Genomic DNA, 19,575 nt, shown 5'->3' with positions numbered 1-19,575 from the left:
CGCCTATTGATCAAACCAGGCAACTATAAGTGCCGTTGCTCGCAGCACCGACTTAGCCTGTTTCCTTACTTCCTCGACGGCGGCCACCACATCATCGCCTGCGTAGTGAGCAAGGTCCGCGGCTTCGTCGAGGAGATCTAGGACCTCGGCCGTTATGCGCGCAAGTGATTGAGCGACCTGTATAAGTCTTGGGTCTCCTGTTGCCTCGCGCTGGAGCTGAAGCCTTAGCCACTTGAGTTCGTCGTTCATCGGCGGCCACCAAGGATGCGGGCGATACGCTGCCACTTCTCTGTCGTCAGCGTTGGGGCTTTAGCTAGCTGCTCACGAATCCAGTCAACGGTACGGGTCATAAGTAGCAAGCCTTGGCTGGCCAGAGCGCATCGCTAGATCGCGGTTTGGCAGTTCCGAACCGCCACCTTGCCAGAGTGCTACCTGCCCAACCGCTTATCAGCTGGCAGCGTTGTTGGCATGCGACGAACCATTGCAATCATCACCATCGCCCTCATGGGCGCAGTCGGCACGCTTGCCTTCGCGGTCTCCTACGACTCCATTCGCCTCTTCGCCGAGCGGTCCGGCACCGTGCAAAGCGGCTGGGCTTTTGCCATCCCGCCGCTTGTGGACCTGCCGATTCTCATGGCCTCAGCCAAATGGCTGGAGCGTTCAGTACATGGCGAGAAAGCCCGTATGGCCCAGGCAGTGCTCATCATCGCTGCCCTAGCCTCACTGGCCTTCAACATTGCCCAGGCACCCCATCATCTCGGAGCTTGGGCCGTTGCCCTTGTCCCACCGGCGGCTTTGATGGCCACGGTAGAGATGGCGTTCGAGGAGCTGCGTAGGGCCGCCGTCCGGGCTAACCGTGTGCCCATCGGCCGCCAGGACACGCCCAAGCCCGAGGCCAAGCCGACACCGACTCCCAAGCGGCCGACCCGCCGCTCATGAGCCGCCTGACTATCCTGCGGCTCTGGCACTGCGCTACGTGTGTCCTCCTCCTCGTCGCTCTGACCCATGCCGCAGGAAGGATGGAGAACGAGCCCGCAAACGCTGCAACGTCGACTGCTTCACCGGCCCCAAGGCTGCCCGCGTTTCCTACGAGCCGCGGCGGTTTGAGACCTTGCCAAAGATCGGCTATGGTCTATGCTAATCCACCCCGGCCATCAAGATGGTGGCCGCCGGAGCCTACTGGCGAAGCAACCCGGCCACACAGATACGGTGATGCGACTCGTACGCACTCGATCGCTACAAAAGCTGGGCGACAGCCCACCGGAATTGGGTGCAGTATCGATACTGGTAGCCAAGCCTGGGCATGGAAATGGCCCGCCAACGCTTGTTGCGTTAGCGGGCCAGTCCCGGCCATCGACTCTTCAGCTGCGGTGCGAAGGCCCTTCGGGCCTCTAGCTCGCGCCCCTATCTTCCTCACGCGCCGGCGGGATCTGCGCGGCGGCCTCCGCCCACTTGAGAGTCACTTCCCGGCCATTCCGACTCATGAGGAGCCGGACGGCCACGGATGACACGAGGAGCGAGAGGGCATCCCGCAGACCATCGGGTATGCGCGATAGTTCATGGTAGAGGCCGCCGTCCTCGAACGTCTCAGGACGCGAAGCGATGCGCCATAGATCCGCGAAGACTGCGCCCGCCTCGTCTGGAAGGTAGGCAGAGAAGAGCGCCGTCGACGTCTGCAACACCCCCTGATACACGGCGTGAAGGAGCCATGCCAGATGAGATGTGGCGTCTTCCTGGAGCCCGGATTCCCACTGATGGAGCGTGATCCTGTCAAACTGGGCCTTGAAGTCAATCACCTCATCGGGGTTGTCGATGCTGTCCATTGCGCAGATCATCTTCATGATCAGTTCGCTTGTGCGCTCCGGATCAGCCATGCGCAGAAAGGCCGCAGTCGCCTCGGCGCCCTCAGCGCGAACCAACGTCTCCGGCGGCTCTTCGACGCCAGCCACACCGCGCGAGAGTGCCTGCATCATCCTCTCAACGAGGCGGTCCAGACCGGGTGTTTCGCTGGCCATGTTTCGGTCCTCTCCTCACATGGCCCGACACGAATTGTCAGGCCAGCCCCTTGGTCACCAATACAAGGGGCCGGCCTGAGACAATTACTATGAACAATTTCATCATATTTTGCAAGCATAAGAATCCTTCAGCGTTACAGGTCAACGGTAGAAGCTTGGGCTACACGATTAGCGCGAGATCGCACCTGCAAGCAACGGCTAAGACCGAAGGAGACCGCCTGAGGCTGACATCGTCTTCTAAGCGGTAAGCAAAACGTTTATGATCAAGGATGGAGCGCCGGAGGCCTATTCCGACTATACGATCAAGATCGAGCGGCCTTTGACTGGCTACAAGATACCCGTCTTCCGATGTCGACAGCTTCTGCCTCCGCGTCAGCCCATCCGTTTCACGGTTGGCGCGGGGGACGGAAAAGGCCTCCCCCGACAGATGAGAGGGGTCATCATGAGCAGCCCTGGTCCGGACGACGCTGTATCCGCGGCGGTGAACGCCAGGTTCGAGAACCTCATGGAAGGGGTCGGAGCCTACCTCCAGGCCAGCAGCGACGACGAACTGGAGGAGGTACTGCACCGCTACCCCGACCTGACAGCCCTCCTGGCAACGCCGAGCGGAGCAGCCATTGAGCACATCCGGGACTTCCGGCTGATGATCGCGACGGAGCCGACGCTGCTACAGACCAGCGAACGGTTCAACACACTGGCCGAGCGGATCAGGCCGAAGTTCGACCAACAGGCGGCGCTCATCGCCGTTGTCTTGATCCAGATGTGGCTGAGCGAGCGAGGAGACGAGCCGGTCTCGGCGCAGTTCACTTTCAGGTCGCCGAAGTCCGTCACCGTGTTTCGCCGGGACGAGACGAGCGTGTCCGTTGATCCTGAAGACATCGAACAGGCCGTCCAATCCGCGGCGCTCTGCCTCATCACCTACCTGATGATGTTCGCCGCTCCAGGCACCACACCCGCTTCGGTGATCGAGAATACCCGGCTCATCGAGGAGACCGGGCCGCAGCCGGCGCTGCTCGTCTACGCCAGGCGGTCGTGAGCCCCAGGTCGGGATCGCGCAGCCCGGCCATACCCCCCCGAACCGTCCTCCAAGGCCCACCGCAAGTCGGTTGGGCCTTGGAGGCTCAACCCGAGGGCTTCAGCTTTGCCAAAGCTTTCAGGTTGAAGCCAATTCGCTGGACTACGCCTCCTCGTAGGGGACGTCGTCTCGCTTCAGGATCTCGACTACGGTCGCAAACTGGCTGTTGTCCACCACCAGCATGAGGAGTTGCTCCGCCCGCGAGGCGGCAACGTACAGCACGCGTCGGGCCTCGCTGTCCTTCTGGTCCTCCCAGTGGGACACGCCCTCCTGAAGCCCGCCACCGCTCGGCTTCGGGATCACGACGGCGACCGCAGGTGACTGCAAGCCCTTGTAGCCGTGGACGGTGCGCCACGCCAGCGCCGCCGAGATATCCGAGGCGGGCGCGTGCTGCCATCCGACGCCCTTCGTCACACGCAGCTTCCTCAGGATGTTCGGGAACAGCGTGTCCCACCCAAGCCCGGCCACGCCGCTCTTGATCGCCGCGCGGTACTCCCGTGGTGTCATTTCATAGGGCGCTGCGCACCGAGCAAGCCGCAGGCAGCCCGTGCGGAACTGCCGCGGGTTCAGGTCGCAGAGTACGAGGAAGTCGTCCTTGGGGAGGTCGCCCAGACCGTCTTTCCCGAGGCTGCACATGATGTTCTCGAAGGCGGCCATGGCCTGGACGCGAGCCCGCGGCTCCGCTCGGCCATCGCAGATGGTCGCTGCTGCCTGAGCGAGGCGCTCGACGCCTGCCGAAGTCGGCTCAGGTGGTTTGGCCGCGCCGGCGTAGGTGCGCGCGTCGTTGCCGCCATGGGAGAGCACCACGATCTGATCGGGCATGAAGCCGTGCCGAGCGGCCAGATCCGTGATCTTCCCGGCGGCCTCTGGCGGCCGGTTGGTCCTCAGGACGTAGACGGGGCGGCTGTCGTCTTGCCACCGCCCGCACGCCACATCAGTGCGAGGCCCATGGCGCAGGCTGTCCACCAGCTCGCAGATGGCAGGCGTGCTGCGGAAGTTGCCGTCCAGCGGCTTCCCAGCCTTCACGAGGTTCGCCAAGGCGTCCAGGTCGGCGGGCGTGTCCTGGCGGAAGCCATAGATCGCCTGGTCTACGTCGCCCACCATGACGATGCTGAGGTCGCACCACTTCAGAAAGCGGATGAGATAGGCGTCGTCGTCGCTGGAATCCTGGTACTCATCGATGATGACCTCGCCGAAGCGGTGGGCCATCTGCCGCTTCAACCGCTCCCTGTGGCTCCGGTTGGCGAAGTAGGAGCGCATGAGGTGACGGGCCAACTCGCAGTCGACGTAGCCCCGTCGGGTGGTTAGGGACCACCACCTGGTCTTCGCATCTGCGAGGACGCTGGCCATGATCGGCGCGGCACGCCTGAGGACCCGATCCTTGAGGTCACCCGGGACCCGGTCCAGCGTGGGCGTGCCGTCCAGGGCGAAGGAGAACCAGGCGAGGTTCAGGCGCAACTGCCAGTCAGCGCGGGCCCCGTACTCCGACTCGGGCAGGGCGTCCCAGGTATTCACGAAGGTCGGGGGCTCGCCGCGCTCAGCGGTACGGAGGGGGCCAACGATGTAGCGGTTGATGAACCGGTCGATCGTGCCGAGGAAGTTCGGGGCTCTCAGCAGGTCAGGGTGGTCGCGGCAGCGCGCCTCGGCCGCCGCGATCGCCGCGTTGGTGAAGGACAGGAGCGCCACCCCGCGGCGGTCGTTCTCAAGACCAGGCCGGTTCCAGAACCGCTCCGCGACGCTCTGAGTCTTGCCGGCTCCTGGACATGCCCGCACCACCTGGCTGCCCGGTGTCTCGATCAGCAAACGCTGGGCTGGGCTTGGGTCGAAGCCTGGCTTGATCGGGGTCGCCGGCATCAGACGACTTTGATCGCTTCGGTGATCGCTCGGGCGAGGTACGGCGGGCAGGTGAAGTCCAGGGCGATGAGGGCCGCCAGGTCATGGGCGAACTCGCCCTTGCTGATCAGCTTCGTCTTCTTGTTGCGCAACGCGATGTAAAGCGCCTTCGCCGGCGCATCGCTGTCGACGAAACCCCGCCACTTCGCCCGCGAGCGCGGCCGTTGTTTGAGGAAGGCAGCACCCAGTACCGGCCCGTTCGTCCCCACCGGCTCCAGGAGATCCGCCTCCAAGGTGTACCTGGCCTCAGCCACATGAAGGACATCGCTCGCACCAAGCGCCGCAGCGATTGCATCGAGGTCAGCCTTGCGGTTGGTAGCCGTCGGCTCCTCGTCAGCTTCGTCTTGGTCGTCCTCGTCCGACGACGACCCGTCGTCCACGGACCTCTGTGGCACCGGCAATTCCGGTAGGGGCGGATCGCCGTCCGTGATCACGACTAGCCTGTCCACCAGACGGACGCGGTCTCCGGGCGACCAGAGCAACAGTTTGATGTAGGGCGCGAAGTCCACGCTGCCGACGTTGATGATGGAGGACGCTCGGAACCGACTCAAGTCCGCCTTGGCTGCGGCCACCTGCTCCTCACTACTCGGGTCAGCGGCGACGTAGACGCAGGCTTTTGCGAGCGCCGGAAGCAGCACCGCCTCGGCGATGCCCTCCACCAAGGTCACTCGCGAGGTGAACAAGAGCTCCGAACGGGTGACGTCCAGGTATTGGTCGATCTTCCGGCGCTCGTCAGGCTTGAGGTTGACGTCGGCCAGAGGCAGTGCTGCGGTCGTGGCGCGCCGGATCGGCTTACCGTCGTCCGTCGGCGAGGCCAGCGGCACCAATTCACGCTTCGTCCGCAGGGCCACGATGTTCTTCGTACCGACAGCGCTCGCCAGGTTCGGCGAGTGCGTGGTGGCGATCACCTGGATGCGCCCGGCCGGCTTCGCGGCGTCGTTGCCGATCGACTCGTCCGCCTTCTCCCGGAGGTAGTCGAGCAGCACGGCCTGGAGTTGGGGGTGTAGGTGCGCCTCTGGCTCCTCGACGAGGAACAGCGTTAGCTCTGAGCCTTTGGCGTGCTCCAACTCCAAGATGACCGAGGCCATGAAGACCAAGTTGGCGTAGCCCAGTCCGGAGTCGGCGATGTCGGCCGGTTCCAGCCCATGCTCCGCCATCTTCAGACGAAGGCCGCGGGCGAGGTACTCCAGCTTTGGTGGCGACTCGAAGGCCAGATCCACATCGTGCCGACGGATCGGCGTCGTCAAGCGGTCAACGTGGTCCCGGATGTCCCTCCTGGGCTTCGTGACCATCTCAAGCTTCGCGAGCTCCTCGAAGCTTTTCTCTGCCTCCGCGAGGAACTCCTCTCGGTGCTTCTCCTCGACGAGGTACTTGATGATGTGAGACAGGCGGCTGCCCCTGGCCGAGTCCAACTCCCGCTGAGCGTCACGGAGCGGTTCCAGGTAGACGTGGTTGATCCGGTCTCGGAGGTGCGGCTCTGGGTCCGAACTCGGCGACTTGCCGACCAGTTGCACCCGTCGGTCGCGCTGCGGAAGACCTTCCTGCGCCCGGTAGCGACTGGTGTAGGTAAGGCGGCCGTTGGCATGGTCGACGACCGCGTGGTACAGGCCCTCTTGTGCGTCACTCAGGCCGGCGAGGCACGTGGTCAGCTCAACATCGTCACGGCTACCGAAGGACGGGTCACCGTCGGCCTCGAAGTAGCGCGTCACACGGCCGCTCAGCGGCGGCGTGGCGAGGCGCAGGCCTTCGATGATGTTGGACTTGCCTGAGTTGTTCTCGCCGACGATGAGCGTCAGCGACTGCTGGAATGTGACCGTCGTGTCTAGGCACGAGCGGAAGTTGCGCAGCGTGAGGCTCTCCAGGTACATCGACTGCCGGGTCGGCGACACCTCACCGTCTCCAGGCAGCGCACGTTCAGGTGTTGATACGGCCATCTCCGGTCCCCGTTAACAGTTCAATTTTGATCTTGCATCAGGTGGAGGTCAAGATCGCCCGTTGGCGCTTCCCAGCGAGGGGCAAACGCGACAACGGGGACTCACTGTAGCGGGGCACTGCCACTCGGACTCAACTCAGGCGTACTCGGCGTGTCGCCGCGACGCACCTCGAAGCGGGATGTCCAGCATCGACGTCGACGTCGACACCAACAGATGCTGTCCTTGGCAGCGAGCGTATGGCTCCGTCGCACGGTCCCAAACTCACTTGCGGCGGAGCACATCGTGGCGACCTACCACTCGCGCATCGATCCAGACCTCGTGATACCGATCTGCGCCACGATTGGGCCATCGCAATACCGAGTCTTCAGCTATGCGGGCCCCAACGCTCCGTTTTGGAATGCAGGAGGGCGGGCCGGCTGCGGGTAGCGCTACGCGGCATGGTGTCCCGGGACGCTGATATTTTGATTAGTTCGCACGCGGCGGGCGGACGGCCACCAGGAAGGACATGCCCATGACGAGTCTGTGGGTACCGCCAGATGCCGACCTCGGCGAGTTGGCTGGGCCAGAGCCGGATCTGCGGATGGTCCACTTCGGCGGCGACTTCGACGCATCGGGCCTGCCTCTGCCCATGACTTACCGCAAGCTCCATGACCACGCCGCCACTTGGCCCGTGACCGTCGCGACGCCAGCGGGTCCGGCGAGCCTCCTCAAACTGTCCCGGGAGCAGTTCGCGCTGGCCTTCTACGCCTACGAACTCGCGGCGTCAGCGGTCGCCTGGTCGATCTTCGCAGTGGAAGCGGCGCTGAAACTGCGCCTGGAGAAGACTGCATCGCTTCATGGCTTGATCCGTACTGCGATGCAGGAAGGGCTCATCGAACCGGACACCGCCGACGTGCTCGACGCGGGGCGGCAGCTGCGAAACAAGCTAGTACACGGCGGCCACCAGCCGGCGATGACCTTTGCTATGAGCGACGGCGCGCTTCGCACCTCGCATCTGGTGGTCGCCGAACTCTTCCCGGACGGCGCCGAGCGGCTACAAAAATAGCCCGACGAAACTCGGGCGAGGTAGGCTTCGGATGTTCGTTACGATCTAGGTAGCCCGCTCGTCGGCCGCCAGGAAATAGGAAAAGTCTCCGCGGTGGACGGGCTCCAGACAGTCTCTCTTCTGGAAGGCGTGCTCACGATTAATGGGCCGCGCGCGGTCAACCTCACCACCGCCCTTCGAGCTATCGTTGATCGAGGCGCCCATGGCATACCAGCCGTTCGATAGTTTGAATGTAGTGAAGAACTCATACTCCAAGCCTTCCTCGTCGAGGGTCGCTGCCGCTTCCTGTCGCCGACTCGTGTCGACCGTCTCGCACCATGCGAGCCATTGATCGAGCTTGCCTTTCTTCACTTTGTAGAGGGCGTAAGAGCCAGGGTTCTTCATTTCATGATTGCATTAGGTGGTGAGGCGGCGGGGGCAGAGCCCCCGCCGCCGGTTGCGGCGTTGCGCCGCAGGTCAGACCTTGGCCAGCTCCTCGTCACGCGGGAAGATGGCCTGGTCCCGGATGTCGGGACGCCACACCTCGGTGTGCGTGCACATCAGGCGCGCGTCCGGAACCGCCAGCGGGTAGAACTCGGGGTTGACGTACGAGAACATCCGCTGGTAGATGCCCGCCGTGTACGAGTACAGGATGGACACCCGCCGCAGCATCGCCGCGTCGCTGTGGTCGAGCGGTTCGTGCTGGATGTACTGGCCGAACACCCTGTCACAGAAGTCGATGTACGGCTTCGTGTGGAGGATGTGCGCGTGCCAGAACGGGTCGATCACGTCCGAGACCGCGTGCCGGTTGGTCGGGTCGAGGAGCGCGACGACGTAGTACTGCTTGAGCGCCAGGACGCCTTCGTCCAGGAACTCGTCGCTCGGGACGACACCCTGCTTGGCGAGGTCGGTGAAGACCTTGCGCTTGACGCCGGTGAAGTCCTCCGCGTCGATCATCGCCAGCAGCTCGCTGTGGAAGGGGGCAACGTCCACGCCGATCGTTGAGACGACTGACCGCGACATCAATGCACCTCCGGTGCGTTGAGGGTGCAGCACTGCTGTGCTGCTCACCAGTCTGGAAATTGAAGCCTGCGACTTCAGACCAATGAGCAACACAAGAGGCGTTTTGACCCTCAAATTCACACCCGTCACCCTAAGGGTGATGCCAATAGATAAACACAGGCCTCATTGTTTGGCAATAGTTTTTACAGGAATGCCTGGTCGACAGTTTCATTTCGCGCCGAGAGCCTCCGTCATCGAACCCTGGCGCACAGCCAACGGCCCCGGGGTAGCGCAGGCCACCGCAGCGCCGCCTCGCTTGACCGGCCCCCACCTCATGCCCAACGATGGATGCGAACCTTTCGCGCACGTTCGAGGAGGAAGATCCCATGCGCCTGACGTTCCTCGGCACGGACTCCCAAGAGGGGCACTGCCCCACCATGTACGCCACGGACCGTGACACCTTCGTCATCCAAGGTTGGAAAGTCACGGACCCGGAGGCACTGGCCGGCCTGCGCGACGTCCTCGACGGCGAGACCTTCGTGGAGATTCCCAAGCAGCTGCTGCGCTTCGCGGCCAACGACCGCCCCGAGGAGGAGCGCTGAGCCTGCTCGTCGGCCCGGAGTTTGGCCAGCTCTTCCGCACCTTCGAGCACACCGCCTTCCGGCTGGAGACGCTGGAGTACTACTACTCCGCCAACGAAGCCACGGCGCTCGCCCAGTTCAGGGCGGGCGAGGACGTGGAGATGGGCTGGTTCGGTAACTGGTTGAGCATGATCCGAGCCGCCACCGCCGAGGGACGGCGCTTCACGCGGGTGCGGGTGGTCAGCCTGCCCCTGTCCGACTACTCCCGCTTCGGGATCTTCTGCTCCGGCTACACCGGAGAAGCGGGCGAGGAGATCCGCTACCTGACCCGCGAGCAGGCCACCGACCTCCCCAACTACGACTACTGGCTGTTCGACTCCCGCAAGCTCGTGCGGGTGCACCTGACCGACGACGGCCACTTCCTCGGGGGCGAGGTCATCACCGACCCCGCCACCGTGGTCGAGCACAGCTACTGGCGTGACGCAGCGTGGCATCACGCCGTACGACGGGATGACTTTGCCCACTCCTAGATCAGCCGGCACGACGAGCGTGCAGGAAGCCCGCCGTGCTCTGGGCCTGCGGCTCCGCGAGCTGCGCACCATCGCCGGACTGACCGGCCGGCAGCTCGCGGAGGCCGCAGCCTGGCCAGCTTCCAAGGTGTCGAAGGTGGAGAACGGTCGGCAGACCCCTACCGACGGCGACATCCACACCTGGTCCCAGCTCACCGGCGCCGCGGCTGAGGCCGAGGCGCTTCTGGCGTCGCTGCACACCCTGGAGTTGCAGCACGCCGAGTGGAGCCGGCAACTGTCCGCCGGCCTGCGCCCCCACCAGGACGAGATCGCCGATCTCGACGCCCGGACCCGGCTGTTCCGCGCCTTCGAGCCGGTCGTCATCCCGGGCATCCTCCAGACGGCGGAGTACGCCCGCGCCCGCTTCGCCCAGAGCATTACCGTCTTCAAGGTCCCGAACGACATCGACGAGGCCGTCCGGGTGCGCGTCCAGCGGCAAGAGATGCTCTACCGCTCCGACAAGCGCTTCCACTTCGTCATCACCGAAGCCACCCTGCGTTACCGGCTGTGTTCACCCGAGATCATGGCGGCCCAGCTGGACCGGCTTGTTGCCCTGTCCGCCATGCGCAACGTGCGCCTCGGCGTCATCGGCTTCGGCACCCAGTACGTGGTGGCCCCGGCCCACGGCTTCTGGCTGCTGGACCAGGAGCGCGTCATGGTCGAGACCTTCTCGGCCGAGCTGAACCTCGCCCAGCCCCAGGAGATCGAGTTCTACGGCTCCATCTTCGAGCAGTTGGCCGCTGTCGCCAGCTACGGCAGCGCGGCCCGCGCCATCATCACCCGAGCTTTGGACGACCTGGCCGCCGAGATCGAGAGTGGCGTCTAGTTTCGCCGGCTGTGGTCTCGTCCATTAGTTTCGAGCAACCTCAAGAAACATTCTGGTTTTCTGTGGTACGCGCGCCTTACTCTCCGACGCAAGCGAGTCACGCTGACCCGCTTGGGGAGGTTTGGAGGGCCGCCGGGTGCACACTTTCGTCCCGCTTTTGAGTGCGGGACAGATCGAACGCTTGCCACCGCGAGCGCGCGAGGTCGTCGAGTACCGCAAGAGCGGGCTGAGCCTGAACCACATCCAGGGCTGTCCCCTGGACTGTGCCTACTGCATCCGCCACACGTACGGCCTATGGGACGAACGTCAACCGCGGGCCCTGATGAGCGACGCCGAAGCGGTGGCCCGTCTCGTGGAGCATCCCTACTTCCGGCCGGGGCTCACACCGATCCAGCTTTTCAACCGCGCGACGGAGCCGTTCCTGCCGGCCGTCCGGCCGCACACCTTCGCCGTGCTCGAAGACCTCGACGCATTGGGGCTCACCAACCACGTGCTGGTGATAACCCGCCACCAGCTACGGGCCGAGGACTGCGAGCGGCTGAACCGGCTGGACTCCATCAAGCTGACCGTGCTGTTTACCTACTCCGGCATCGAGGACCGGCGCATCGAGCCGTACCCGTCCGAGGTGGCGGCGGCCTCGCTGCGGCTGGCAACGGCTGTCCGGCCCCGCCGCTACCGCACGATTTTCTACTGGCGCCCGCTGGTGCCTGGTCTGAACGACACCGACGAGCACCTGGCCCGTGCCGCCGACCTGTCCCAGCACGCCGACGCCACCGTCTTCACCGGCCTGTTTTACCGGGATGAGATCGCCGCCTACTACCGGGACAGCGGCTTGCCCGAGCCGTACACGGCCACTGCCCGGCGCAAGGTGGTGCCCGAGACGCTGGAGCGGCGGGTGCTGGAGGCGCTGGCTGACCATGCCGAGGTGTTCCGCAAGACCTCGTGCGCGGTGTCCTACGTCCACGGGCTACCCGACTACAACGGCCACTATGGCGTCCGCGAGCTGTGCGACATCTGCCCGGTCGGGCAGATGCGTCGGTGTCGGGATGCCCACCAGGTCCCGAGCGCGGAGCAACTGGTAGCTCTGGCCAGCACGGTGCCAGACGCGGGTGGCCTGGAGGTCCTCGACATCACCGACCGCGCCGCGGTGGTTGCCGGTCTCCCCCACGAGCAGCCGCGCTACTTCCTCCAACATGCCCTCCGCTTCCAGATCCACGATCTACGCCATCCTCATTACGCCGGACGGCACGGCCGCGCCGAGATCGGGTGGAAGGAGCCTGTCACCTCATGACCGCTTGGACGAGCCTGGAGTATGCCGTCGTTGACGTCGAGGGCAATGGCCACCAGCCGCCCGACCTTGTGGAGCTGGCGGTCGTACCCATCACCGCCGGCGTGGTTGGGGAGCCGACCGCCTGGCTCCTGCGGCCCGAGCGCCCGATCACCGGCTTCGCCCGCCGCATCCACGGCATCACCAATGAGGCCGTGGCTGCCGCGCCCGTCTTCGCGGACGTCGAGAAGGAGATCCGCAGCTGCCTCGAAGGGGTCGCCTTCGTGGCACACAACGCCTCCGTCGACCTCGGCGTACTCCGGCGCAACCTTCCCGGCTGGGAACCAACGGAAATCTTCGACACGCTGAAGCTCGCCCGGCGGCTTCGGCCGGAGCGACTCAGCTACCGCCTCGGCTCGTTGGTTGCGGCCTTCGACTTGGCCGAGGGCCTGGAGCAGAGGCCCCACCGGGCCGGCTACGACGCCCTCGTCACGGCGCGGCTGTTCACCCTTCTGGCCGTGCACCCCGACGGTGGCTCGCTCGACCTCGACGCACTCCGCGACCTTCCCCCTGGAGGCGACGATGACCCGCCTGCGACCCTTTTCTGACCACCGTCGCGGGCTGTTCATCAGCATCGACGGACCCAGCGGGGCCGGTAAGTCGACCCTCGTGCGGCATCTGGCCCAGCTGCTCGTGGCCGCCGGCGAAGACGTCCACATCACCGCCGAACCTTCCACCGGCCCCATTGGGGTGTTGGCCCGCGAGCTGACCGAGACCGTCACGGGACACGCCCTGGCCTGCCTCTACGCCGCCGACCGCTACCACCACGTCGAGACGGAGATCAGGCCGCATCTGGAGTTGGGGCAAGCCGTCATCTCCGATCGCTACGTGCCGTCGGGACTGGTCATGCAGCGCTTCGACGGCCTGGACCCGGCCTTCCTCTGGGCGCTCAACGCCGAGGCCGCCCGGCCCGACCTCTGCGTCATCCTCGAGGCGGACCCTGAGATCATCGGCCGCCGCTTGGTGGAGCGGGGCGCGCACAACCGGTTCCAGCTCGCCCCGGGTTCCAGCCACGCCGAGGCCCACTTCTACCGCCAGGCCACGGAGCGGTTGATCCAGGCCGGGTTCGACGTCCTGCGCGTCGACTGCGGCGCCCGGCCGCCGGAGCGCCTGGCCGAGGTCATCCGCGACCGCCTCATGGCCTTCTTCGCCGCGCCCGTCATCGAGACGCCGGCGTAGCGCCGCACCAAAACGGCCGAGCACTGCGCTCGGCCCCTCAAGACGCGGGACCGGCGGTGCTGGACGGCGCCCCACGCGGGGCGTCGAAGAGACCCGCCGCCGGTCTCGCCTGCCCAACACACCGCGAAGGAGGACAAACCATGCCTCGGACCGTCTACGGCTACATCAGCTCCGAGTACGCCGACGAGGCCGAAATCGAACGACTCCACGACCAACTCACCCAGCACGCCAGCGCCGAGGGCCTGACCCTGGCGGAAATCTTCGTGGACCGCAGCATGCCGCCGGGGCGGATCATCCGGCCGGGCCTCACGGTGCTGCTCGACGCCGTCATCCGGTCCGAAGCCGCGGGCGTCCTGGTGGCAGACCTCGATCACCTCTCCTCTTTGCCGGCCGTCCGCCGGGCGATCGAGGTGCAGATTGAGATCCTCGGCGCCGAGCTGTTGACCACCACGGCGCACCCCAGCAGGATCGGCGCCACCAATCCCCAGGCTGCGCCGGTCATCCCCCTCCAGAGGCCGGCATGAACATCCCCACTGCGGAGGCGCCGCAGCCCACCGCCAACCTGCGCGTGGGCGTCCGTCAGTTTCCGGCCACCACCACAGCCCCGGCACTGGCCCGGCGCGCGGCCGACCAGCTCCTCCAGAGCTGGGGACTCGCGGATCTTCGGGGCACCACAATCCTTCTCGTTTCGGAACTCCTAACCAACGCGGTCCAGGCCACCGCCGTACTCGACCCACGCCCACGTGCCGTCGTGGCTATGCGCATCAGCTGGGCGGCCGAAAGCCTCGTTATCGAGGTTTGGGACCGCAATCCAAAGCCGCCCAGGCTCCAGGCCCTGTCTCCTGAGGACGAGGGCGGCCGAGGTCTCCGCATTGTCGAAGCCCTGAGCCTGGCCGCCGCCTATTATCCCTCGCCGACCGGCCAAGGAAAAGTCACCTGGTGCCAGATCGCGGCGCCGGAAGCCACGCCAGTCGACGCACCAATAGCGCCGTTGCCACGCCGCCAGGCGACTGTGGCCCGCACAGACTCGTTCTATTTCGGTGATTTGGTAGTGCTCCGGCGGGTCCTCGACGGCCTACTGGCCCTTGACACCCGATTGCCCCAGGGTGACGCCATGAGACAATAGCGCCGCTTTTCTCGTCCGCACACGCCCCCTCGCCGAAGGTTCTTCCTATGCCGCTCGCCGCAGACCGCTGGATGACCGAATACCCCGCTTGGCTGCCAACCGATACGGGCGTACGCCGCGTCCTGTCGCTCCCGGGCGGTCCGGTTCTGGCGGAAGTCAGCGGCGACGTCCTCACGCTCACCGCGCTGGGCGCAAGCGACGTGGAGCCGGCGGCCGACGTCTTCGGCCTGGCGGACGGCGCCGCCGGGGACGTGCCGGAGCTGGCGAAGCAGCTCGCGGACCTCGGGCAGGTCGGGCGCCTGCGCAACCCGTCCCTGTGGGAGGCACTGGGCACGGCCATCCTGCGCCAGGTCATCCGCGCGGGGCAGTCCAAGAAGCTCTACCGGCTTCTGTGCGCGACCCACGGCGAGCAGGTCGCGCTCCCAGATGGCAGTTTCTACGGGCTGTTTCCCTCGGCCGAGGCGATCCTCGGTCTGACCGACGTGCAGTTCACGGAACTGGGCCTTGCCTTCAAACGCCCGGCGCTTAGCGCTGCCGCTACGGCCTATCTGGAGCACGGTGCCACCTGGGACCGCCTTTCCTGGCCCGCTCTCGTCGACGAACTCCAGAGCGTGCGGCGCATCGGCCCGTGGACCGCAGGCGCGGCGGTCGCTGACTACACGAATGACTGGGGTCTCTACCCCTACGTCGATCTGGCCGTGCGTACCTGGGCGGGACGGGCTGCCCCCGCACACCACTGGTTTCACAACGAGCGCGCCTTTGGCACCCAGTGGCGGCACCTGGCCGGCGAGCACCTTTCCGCCCTCACGCTTTTGACACTTGCTTGGGGATCACGTCATGGAGACATCGGATGACGCCGCCGTCCGCGGCGCCGACCTAAGCCGCCCCCTCGACGCCATATTCATTAACGCCCCTTTGCGCGATTACGGCCTGCGGCCCCGGGTGAACGACTTCACGTTGCCGGTTCTGGGCATGGCCTATATCGCCACCTACGCGAGCGCCCAGGGCTTCAACGTCGGGGTGCTGGACTCCGAAGCCCTGGGGCTGGGCGTCAAAGAGACTTCCGAACTCGTGAGCCGCCTCGGGCCGCGATGGGCCGGCTTCAACCTCCTGGCCCCCACCTACGAGGTGAGCGCCCAGATCGCCGCCGGCCTGGACCCGGGCATCTGCGTCATGGTCGGCGGCCACCAGGCCAAGGCCATGCCCGAGGCCATCATCACCGACTCCCGCTTCGCGGCCCTTGAGGCCCTGGTGCTCGGCGAAGGCGAAACTCGCGTCGCTGAGCTACTGGGAGACAAGCGCTCCCGCGCCGACTTGCCCGGCGTGATGTGGCTTGATCCGGTCCTGCGCCGTCCAGTGACCGGCGGCCGACCCGGTACCGGCTTCCACCTGGCGCCCGATGTCGACCGGCTGCCGTTCGTGGACCGCCGCTTCCTCGCCGGCGACCCGTACCAAGCGTCAGACGGCCGCATCGAGGCCAACATGGTTGGTGCCCGCGGCTGCCCGTACGACTGTTCCTTCTGCGGCGCCGCCGTCAGCGCCAACCCGGACGTCACCATCCGCACCCGCGCACCGGGAAGCATCATCGCCGAGATGGAGGCGCTGTACGCCGCCTACGGCGTGACCGCCTTCCGGTTCGTTGACGATCTCTTCCTCGGGTACGAGCGGTTCATCCGCCGCTGCATGGAAGCCTTAACCGCTCACGGCATCGGCAACCGCTACGTCTGGGACGCCACCGGCCGTATCAACATCCTCCACCGGGCCGAAGACGCCCTACTGGACCGGCTGGCCGCCAACGGACTGCGGGAAGTGGCGCTCGGCGTGGAGTCCGGCAGCGAGCGGCTCCTTGGGTACATGGGCAAGCGGATCAGCCCCGACATGACCCGCTCCGTGGTCCGCCGCCTCACCGAGCGCGGCATCTCGGTGAAGGGCTACTTCATCCTCGGCTTCCCCACCGAGACGCGGGAGGAGCTGGCGGCCACCGTCCGCCACGTCCGGGAGCTATGGGAGGTGGCCGATGGCCAGCCCGGAGACTTCCGGGCTTCCGTCTTCGAGTTCCGTCCCTACCCCGGCACCCCAGAGTGGGACCGCCTTCTGGCCACCGGCCGCTACGAGCCGGCGGAACTGCTGGCCTACACCGCCGTCGACCTCACAGGCGGCGGCCTCGACGAGGCGATGCGCGGCCGGGATGAGTTCAACTTCTCGGTGAATCTCCAGTTCGGCGAAGCCACCGTGGACGAGGTGCGGGCTGCCCTGGTGGCGCTGTCCCGCGAGCAGCACGAGCGATCCGCCATCCGCCGATGAGCACCGGTTTCTTCCTCGCCATCGACGAACCCAGCGGCATCGGCAAGAGCACCGTTACGGCAGCCCTGGCCCGACAGCTCGCTGGACGGGGTCTGCCCGTGCTCGCCACGAAGGAACCGACGGTCAGCACGCTCGGAAGCCTGGCCCGCTTCGGCACCGACGACTACCGCAGCCTCGGCCTCGCCTGCCTGGTGGCGGCCGACCGGCCCGACATGAATATAGCAGCCAACTCGTCTCTTAAGGCGATGTTAGATATCCCGCTATCTTCATCCTCATCTTCGACAATACCGCTTAGCGGGCCACATTCTCTGGAGTGATGTTATACACCTAGCTCTTCCTTCATGAAGTTAACTTGGCGTCCAGCGGCATCAAGCCACAACGAACTGTGGTCCAGAGCGGCACAGTAGATGGCGAAGTCGACATCCAATTTGGAATTCACTTGGCCATCGATGGAAGCCGCAGCGGAGACAGCAAAGCCAATAGCATTTGCTGCTCGCGCCGCAAACCAATCACCATCGGAGTAACCCGGACCAGAATTGAAAACATCATCCGCTAGTTTTATTGCAGCTCTGGCATGAGCCGCGCTCGGATCGTCCAGACAGGCCCTAGCCGCGCCGAGTGCCTTCCGCGGAAGGTCATCCTCCGGGAAACAAGACTCGAACCGCTCAAGAACTGACTCAGCCGCCAAGAGACCAAGCTCAATACTCGCACGCGCTTGAAGCTTAGCGATCTCGGCTCGATGGAGTCTTTCAAGATCTTTCCTGCCGGTCTTGACCCATACAATGATGTCGGTTTCGATCCCGGGGAATTTCGGTGAAGGGCTCATTTCGGCGATCCTTGCTTACTTGCACATATAGCTTCATGCTAATTGACTAGAAATGCAATACCTAAATAGCGTTGCCTAAGTAGCGTTCATGCTCCATCTTCTAGCCATTTCTCATCAGTCGCACGACACCCCTCGTGCGGGCCTTCGTAGCAACAGACGGGACCCAGGCGTAGGCCTCCGAGCACCGAACGTGGTCAGGTGGCCGGTGTGCTCACCGCTTCTGTGCTCTCTCGACTGGACGGCACCCGCACCGCCTCCTCCTGAGCAGCCCGTACCAAGGAGTCGTACGTCTCACTGGTACGCACGGCGTCGATCCCCAGCGACGCAACGAAGGCCGCCAGCTCGTCTTGGACGGCGGTGGCCGGCTCGTCGTCGGGCACCATCCGCTCCAGCTCTAGGAAGGTCCCGACGCCTTCGACTTCATCCAGGCACAGCGACACTTCGCCGTGCCGGCCGGTCCGCCGAGACTTCGCCACGCGCACGGTGGCCCAGTAGCCCATGCGCAAGATTGCCTCGTGCATCTGCCGGCGGTCCGCGACCTCCGTCTCGTACTCCAAGCAGTCCTGAGCGTTCACGCCCGGCTGCTTCAACGCGAACCAGTGGCGACCGTTCACCGTCCGCAGACGCAGGAACGACACCCCGAGCTTGCTGTCGCCGAAGGACCAGCCGAGCGGGGCAAACGCCTGGTCGTCTTGAAAGACCAAATCTCCCAGCTCGACGTAGCGAGATTTGAGCGCCACGAGCAGCGCATCCAGGTCCACTACCTCGAACTTGACCTCAACCTCACGCACTGTGGGACTCCCAAGTCGGATATCGGATATTGGCACTCAGATATTACACGACAAAATCGGCCATGATCTCGCCGCCCCAGGCGAAAAATTGCTCTTGCGCCATACACATCCATGTGTATATATAAATGTAAGCCATACACATGGATGTGTATGGCATTAAAGAAGAAGGGACCGATGAAAGATGGCTCTATAATTTACTTCATGACGACCGACACCCGTCTATACGAGGAGTATCAGGATTTCCTGTCCTCGTTCCAGATTCACCTCGTACAGGTCACGCATCGACTCACGCCTCCGCACGTCAGCGATGGCCGAAGGATTATCCAGGCCAAGCTGGAGCGCGCAAAAGTCTTATTGCCCGGACATCCCGTACTTGTGCACGAGAAGACCTTAATTCTACGGGGGCATGCAGGCCCCCGTAGGTCCTTGCGGGCCACTACTCTGCATAAATTTAGCGTCGAGGCACTCCTGCGCATAGCAGAGGGGCAGACCGATCGCACTGTGAAGTTCATTACCGATCTGGCCTACTTTGATGGTTATACCAGGCACTTTGAGAGGGCGATCGAGAAGGGCCATATATTAGATGAGCCGCGTGGTCTCCACACTCGCGACTGGCCCCTCTCGCAGCTGTATGTGAGTGACCATTTCTCACCCTGCACTCTCGCGCAGTTGTCCGAGGCCGAATGGGACAAGTACCGGACCACCGGAAGCGATTACGAGGCAATCCTTAGGCTTCGACGCTCCCTATGACTACTCCGCGCGGCTATCACTTGATCGTATTCTTCGACAAACCAGTCGATGAGGACAACCGCAAGGAGCTGATGGTTCACCTTTCGAGCACTTTTCACGACCGTCGAATCAGGTTCCATCTATTTGATCGCACCTACGACTTAGATGATCTCTTGGTGTCGGAGGGACACCTGATGCCGATGAGCGACAGCACCTTGGGAAGAGCGCGAGTGAGCCTGATCGCAAACAAGATCATCCTCGATCACGGAATCGCTGCTCATGCCTTCGTCTTTCGATTACCCCTCGGGTGACAAGGCGCTGTTTTCCGCATCGCGATGGAGAAGATCATTTATAATTGTGGTCTTATTTTGTCC

24 protein-coding genes are annotated in these 19,575 nt (G+C 64.6%); 16 read left to right on the top strand and 8 right to left on the bottom strand.

Features of this window, described 5'->3' with window-relative positions:
* Positions 1-3 precede the first annotated feature (3 nt).
* A complete protein-coding gene (locus I6A60_RS07235; protein ID WP_203015649.1) occupies positions 4-249 on the bottom strand; it encodes a hypothetical protein in 246 nt (81 codons plus the stop codon).
* 219 nt (positions 250-468) lie between these two features.
* Between I6A60_RS07235 and I6A60_RS07230 the strand changes: the two genes are divergently transcribed.
* Positions 469-939, top strand: a complete 471-nt coding sequence (locus I6A60_RS07230) for a DUF2637 domain-containing protein (RefSeq protein WP_203015651.1) — start codon at positions 469-471, stop codon at positions 937-939.
* Between the two features lie 452 nt (positions 940-1,391).
* Here the strand turns inward: I6A60_RS07230 and I6A60_RS07225 are convergent, their stop codons facing one another.
* Positions 1,392-2,015, bottom strand: coding sequence for a hypothetical protein (locus I6A60_RS07225; protein WP_203015653.1), 624 nt, complete (start codon positions 2,013-2,015; stop codon positions 1,392-1,394).
* 259 nt (positions 2,016-2,274) lie between these two features.
* On the opposite strand from I6A60_RS07225, the gene I6A60_RS07220 reads away from it, so the two are divergent.
* The gene (locus I6A60_RS07220; RefSeq protein WP_203015654.1) at positions 2,275-3,051 is read left to right on the top strand and encodes a hypothetical protein; all 777 of its coding nucleotides are present in this window, start codon (positions 2,275-2,277) and stop codon (positions 3,049-3,051) included.
* Between the two features lie 141 nt (positions 3,052-3,192).
* Here I6A60_RS07220 and I6A60_RS07215 read toward each other — a convergent pair whose 3' ends face one another.
* Both I6A60_RS07215 and I6A60_RS07210 read right to left on the bottom strand, forming a co-directional pair.
* Positions 3,193-4,944: a UvrD-helicase domain-containing protein gene (locus tag I6A60_RS07215; protein ID WP_203015655.1), complete on the bottom strand. Its 1,752-nt coding sequence runs from the start codon at positions 4,942-4,944 to the stop codon at positions 3,193-3,195.
* Complete coding sequence (locus I6A60_RS07210) at positions 4,944-6,917, bottom strand: ATP-dependent endonuclease (RefSeq protein ID WP_203015656.1); 1,974 nt, start codon at positions 6,915-6,917, stop codon at positions 4,944-4,946. The genes I6A60_RS07215 and I6A60_RS07210 overlap by 1 nt, the downstream gene beginning before the upstream one ends.
* Positions 6,918-7,428: 511 nt before the next feature.
* Between I6A60_RS07210 and I6A60_RS07205 the strand changes: the two genes are divergently transcribed.
* Positions 7,429-7,962, top strand: coding sequence for a hypothetical protein (locus I6A60_RS07205; RefSeq protein ID WP_203015657.1), 534 nt, complete (start codon positions 7,429-7,431; stop codon positions 7,960-7,962).
* Between the two features lie 45 nt (positions 7,963-8,007).
* Here the strand turns inward: I6A60_RS07205 and I6A60_RS07200 are convergent, their stop codons facing one another.
* On the bottom strand, positions 8,008-8,346 hold the full coding sequence (locus I6A60_RS07200; RefSeq protein ID WP_203015658.1) for a DUF6176 family protein: 339 nt from the start codon (positions 8,344-8,346) through the stop codon (positions 8,008-8,010).
* 72 nt (positions 8,347-8,418) lie between these two features.
* A complete protein-coding gene (locus I6A60_RS07195) occupies positions 8,419-8,934 on the bottom strand; it encodes a hypothetical protein (RefSeq protein WP_203015659.1) in 516 nt (171 codons plus the stop codon).
* 395 nt (positions 8,935-9,329) lie between these two features.
* On the opposite strand from I6A60_RS07195, the gene I6A60_RS07190 reads away from it, so the two are divergent.
* The 11 genes from I6A60_RS07190 (at position 9,330) to I6A60_RS07140 (ending at position 17,172) form a co-directional block, all read left to right on the top strand.
* Positions 9,330-9,545, top strand: coding sequence for a hypothetical protein (locus I6A60_RS07190; RefSeq protein WP_203015675.1), 216 nt, complete (start codon positions 9,330-9,332; stop codon positions 9,543-9,545).
* Positions 9,542-10,054: a DUF6879 family protein gene (locus I6A60_RS07185; protein WP_374113433.1), complete on the top strand. Its 513-nt coding sequence runs from the start codon at positions 9,542-9,544 to the stop codon at positions 10,052-10,054. The genes I6A60_RS07190 and I6A60_RS07185 overlap by 4 nt, the downstream gene beginning before the upstream one ends.
* Positions 10,002-10,919 carry a helix-turn-helix transcriptional regulator gene (locus I6A60_RS07180; protein ID WP_307873563.1) on the top strand — a complete coding sequence of 306 codons (918 nt, stop codon included), beginning with the start codon at positions 10,002-10,004 and terminating at the stop codon, positions 10,917-10,919. Before I6A60_RS07185 ends, I6A60_RS07180 begins: the two co-directional genes overlap by 53 nt.
* Before the next feature lie 181 nt (positions 10,920-11,100).
* Positions 11,101-12,210 carry a radical SAM protein gene (locus tag I6A60_RS07175; protein ID WP_238434943.1) on the top strand — a complete coding sequence of 370 codons (1,110 nt, stop codon included), beginning with the start codon at positions 11,101-11,103 and terminating at the stop codon, positions 12,208-12,210.
* Positions 12,207-12,794, top strand: coding sequence for a 3'-5' exonuclease (locus tag I6A60_RS07170; protein ID WP_203015660.1), 588 nt, complete (start codon positions 12,207-12,209; stop codon positions 12,792-12,794). The genes I6A60_RS07175 and I6A60_RS07170 overlap by 4 nt, the downstream gene beginning before the upstream one ends.
* Complete coding sequence (tmk, locus tag I6A60_RS07165) at positions 12,769-13,425, top strand: dTMP kinase (protein ID WP_203015661.1); 657 nt, start codon at positions 12,769-12,771, stop codon at positions 13,423-13,425. Before I6A60_RS07170 ends, tmk begins: the two co-directional genes overlap by 26 nt.
* Before the next feature lie 140 nt (positions 13,426-13,565).
* Positions 13,566-13,949, top strand: a complete 384-nt coding sequence (locus tag I6A60_RS07160; RefSeq protein ID WP_203015663.1) for a recombinase family protein — start codon at positions 13,566-13,568, stop codon at positions 13,947-13,949.
* Positions 13,946-14,551 (top strand): ATP-binding protein, encoded by a 606-nt coding sequence (locus I6A60_RS07155; protein WP_203015664.1) that lies wholly within the window; start codon positions 13,946-13,948, stop codon positions 14,549-14,551. The genes I6A60_RS07160 and I6A60_RS07155 overlap by 4 nt, the downstream gene beginning before the upstream one ends.
* 47 nt (positions 14,552-14,598) lie before the next feature.
* Positions 14,599-15,405: a hypothetical protein gene (locus I6A60_RS07150; protein ID WP_203015665.1), complete on the top strand. Its 807-nt coding sequence runs from the start codon at positions 14,599-14,601 to the stop codon at positions 15,403-15,405.
* Complete coding sequence (locus I6A60_RS07145; protein ID WP_238434942.1) at positions 15,389-16,855, top strand: B12-binding domain-containing radical SAM protein; 1,467 nt, start codon at positions 15,389-15,391, stop codon at positions 16,853-16,855. The genes I6A60_RS07150 and I6A60_RS07145 overlap by 17 nt, the downstream gene beginning before the upstream one ends.
* Positions 16,852-17,172: a hypothetical protein gene (locus tag I6A60_RS07140; RefSeq protein ID WP_238434941.1), complete on the top strand. Its 321-nt coding sequence runs from the start codon at positions 16,852-16,854 to the stop codon at positions 17,170-17,172. The genes I6A60_RS07145 and I6A60_RS07140 overlap by 4 nt, the downstream gene beginning before the upstream one ends.
* Before the next feature lie 2 nt (positions 17,173-17,174).
* Here I6A60_RS07140 and I6A60_RS07135 read toward each other — a convergent pair whose 3' ends face one another.
* The gene (locus I6A60_RS07135; RefSeq protein ID WP_203015666.1) at positions 17,175-17,681 is read right to left on the bottom strand and encodes a hypothetical protein; all 507 of its coding nucleotides are present in this window, start codon (positions 17,679-17,681) and stop codon (positions 17,175-17,177) included.
* A 194-nt stretch (positions 17,682-17,875) separates the two neighbouring features.
* Entirely contained in the window at positions 17,876-18,472 is a 597-nt protein-coding gene (locus tag I6A60_RS07130) for a class IV adenylate cyclase (protein ID WP_203015671.1), read from the bottom strand.
* Between the two features lie 201 nt (positions 18,473-18,673).
* On the opposite strand from I6A60_RS07130, the gene I6A60_RS07125 reads away from it, so the two are divergent.
* Both I6A60_RS07125 and I6A60_RS07120 read left to right on the top strand, forming a co-directional pair.
* A complete protein-coding gene (locus I6A60_RS07125; protein WP_203015672.1) occupies positions 18,674-19,222 on the top strand; it encodes a non-canonical purine NTP pyrophosphatase in 549 nt (182 codons plus the stop codon).
* The gene (locus I6A60_RS07120; protein ID WP_203015673.1) at positions 19,219-19,512 is read left to right on the top strand and encodes a hypothetical protein; all 294 of its coding nucleotides are present in this window, start codon (positions 19,219-19,221) and stop codon (positions 19,510-19,512) included. The genes I6A60_RS07125 and I6A60_RS07120 overlap by 4 nt, the downstream gene beginning before the upstream one ends.
* Positions 19,513-19,575: the final 63 nt, after the last annotated feature.

The sequence above is a fragment of the Frankia sp. AgB1.9 genome (genome assembly GCF_016786355.1).
Taxonomy (GTDB): domain Bacteria; phylum Actinomycetota; class Actinomycetes; order Frankiales; family Frankiaceae; genus Pseudofrankia.
Note: the sequence above shows the minus strand (reverse complement) of the source record. Positions and strands in the feature narration are given on the sequence as shown.

Bases quoted from the DNA above. Each gene is read 5' to 3' on its own strand.
- I6A60_RS07235 (WP_203015649.1), bottom strand. From the start codon at position 249: ATGAACGACGAACTCAAGTGGCTAAGGCTTCAGCTCCAGCGCGAGGCA.
- I6A60_RS07230 (WP_203015651.1), top strand. From the start codon at position 469: ATGCGACGAACCATTGCAATCATCACCATCGCCCTCATGGGCGCAGTC.
- I6A60_RS07225 (WP_203015653.1), bottom strand. From the start codon at position 2,015: ATGGCCAGCGAAACACCCGGTCTGGACCGCCTCGTTGAGAGGATGATG.
- I6A60_RS07220 (WP_203015654.1), top strand. From the start codon at position 2,275: ATGATCAAGGATGGAGCGCCGGAGGCCTATTCCGACTATACGATCAAG.
- I6A60_RS07215 (WP_203015655.1), bottom strand. From the start codon at position 4,944: ATGCCGGCGACCCCGATCAAGCCAGGCTTCGACCCAAGCCCAGCCCAG.
- I6A60_RS07210 (WP_203015656.1), bottom strand. From the start codon at position 6,917: ATGGCCGTATCAACACCTGAACGTGCGCTGCCTGGAGACGGTGAGGTG.
- I6A60_RS07205 (WP_203015657.1), top strand. From the start codon at position 7,429: ATGACGAGTCTGTGGGTACCGCCAGATGCCGACCTCGGCGAGTTGGCT.
- I6A60_RS07200 (WP_203015658.1), bottom strand. From the start codon at position 8,346: ATGAAGAACCCTGGCTCTTACGCCCTCTACAAAGTGAAGAAAGGCAAG.
- I6A60_RS07190 (WP_203015675.1), top strand. From the start codon at position 9,330: ATGCGCCTGACGTTCCTCGGCACGGACTCCCAAGAGGGGCACTGCCCC.
- I6A60_RS07170 (WP_203015660.1), top strand. From the start codon at position 12,207: ATGACCGCTTGGACGAGCCTGGAGTATGCCGTCGTTGACGTCGAGGGC.
- tmk (WP_203015661.1), top strand. From the start codon at position 12,769: ATGACCCGCCTGCGACCCTTTTCTGACCACCGTCGCGGGCTGTTCATC.
- I6A60_RS07160 (WP_203015663.1), top strand. From the start codon at position 13,566: ATGCCTCGGACCGTCTACGGCTACATCAGCTCCGAGTACGCCGACGAG.
- I6A60_RS07155 (WP_203015664.1), top strand. From the start codon at position 13,946: ATGAACATCCCCACTGCGGAGGCGCCGCAGCCCACCGCCAACCTGCGC.
- I6A60_RS07150 (WP_203015665.1), top strand. From the start codon at position 14,599: ATGCCGCTCGCCGCAGACCGCTGGATGACCGAATACCCCGCTTGGCTG.
- I6A60_RS07145 (WP_238434942.1), top strand. From the start codon at position 15,389: ATGGAGACATCGGATGACGCCGCCGTCCGCGGCGCCGACCTAAGCCGC.
- I6A60_RS07140 (WP_238434941.1), top strand. From the start codon at position 16,852: ATGAGCACCGGTTTCTTCCTCGCCATCGACGAACCCAGCGGCATCGGC.
- I6A60_RS07135 (WP_203015666.1), bottom strand. From the start codon at position 17,681: ATGAGCCCTTCACCGAAATTCCCCGGGATCGAAACCGACATCATTGTA.
- I6A60_RS07125 (WP_203015672.1), top strand. From the start codon at position 18,674: ATGACGACCGACACCCGTCTATACGAGGAGTATCAGGATTTCCTGTCC.
- I6A60_RS07120 (WP_203015673.1), top strand. From the start codon at position 19,219: ATGACTACTCCGCGCGGCTATCACTTGATCGTATTCTTCGACAAACCA.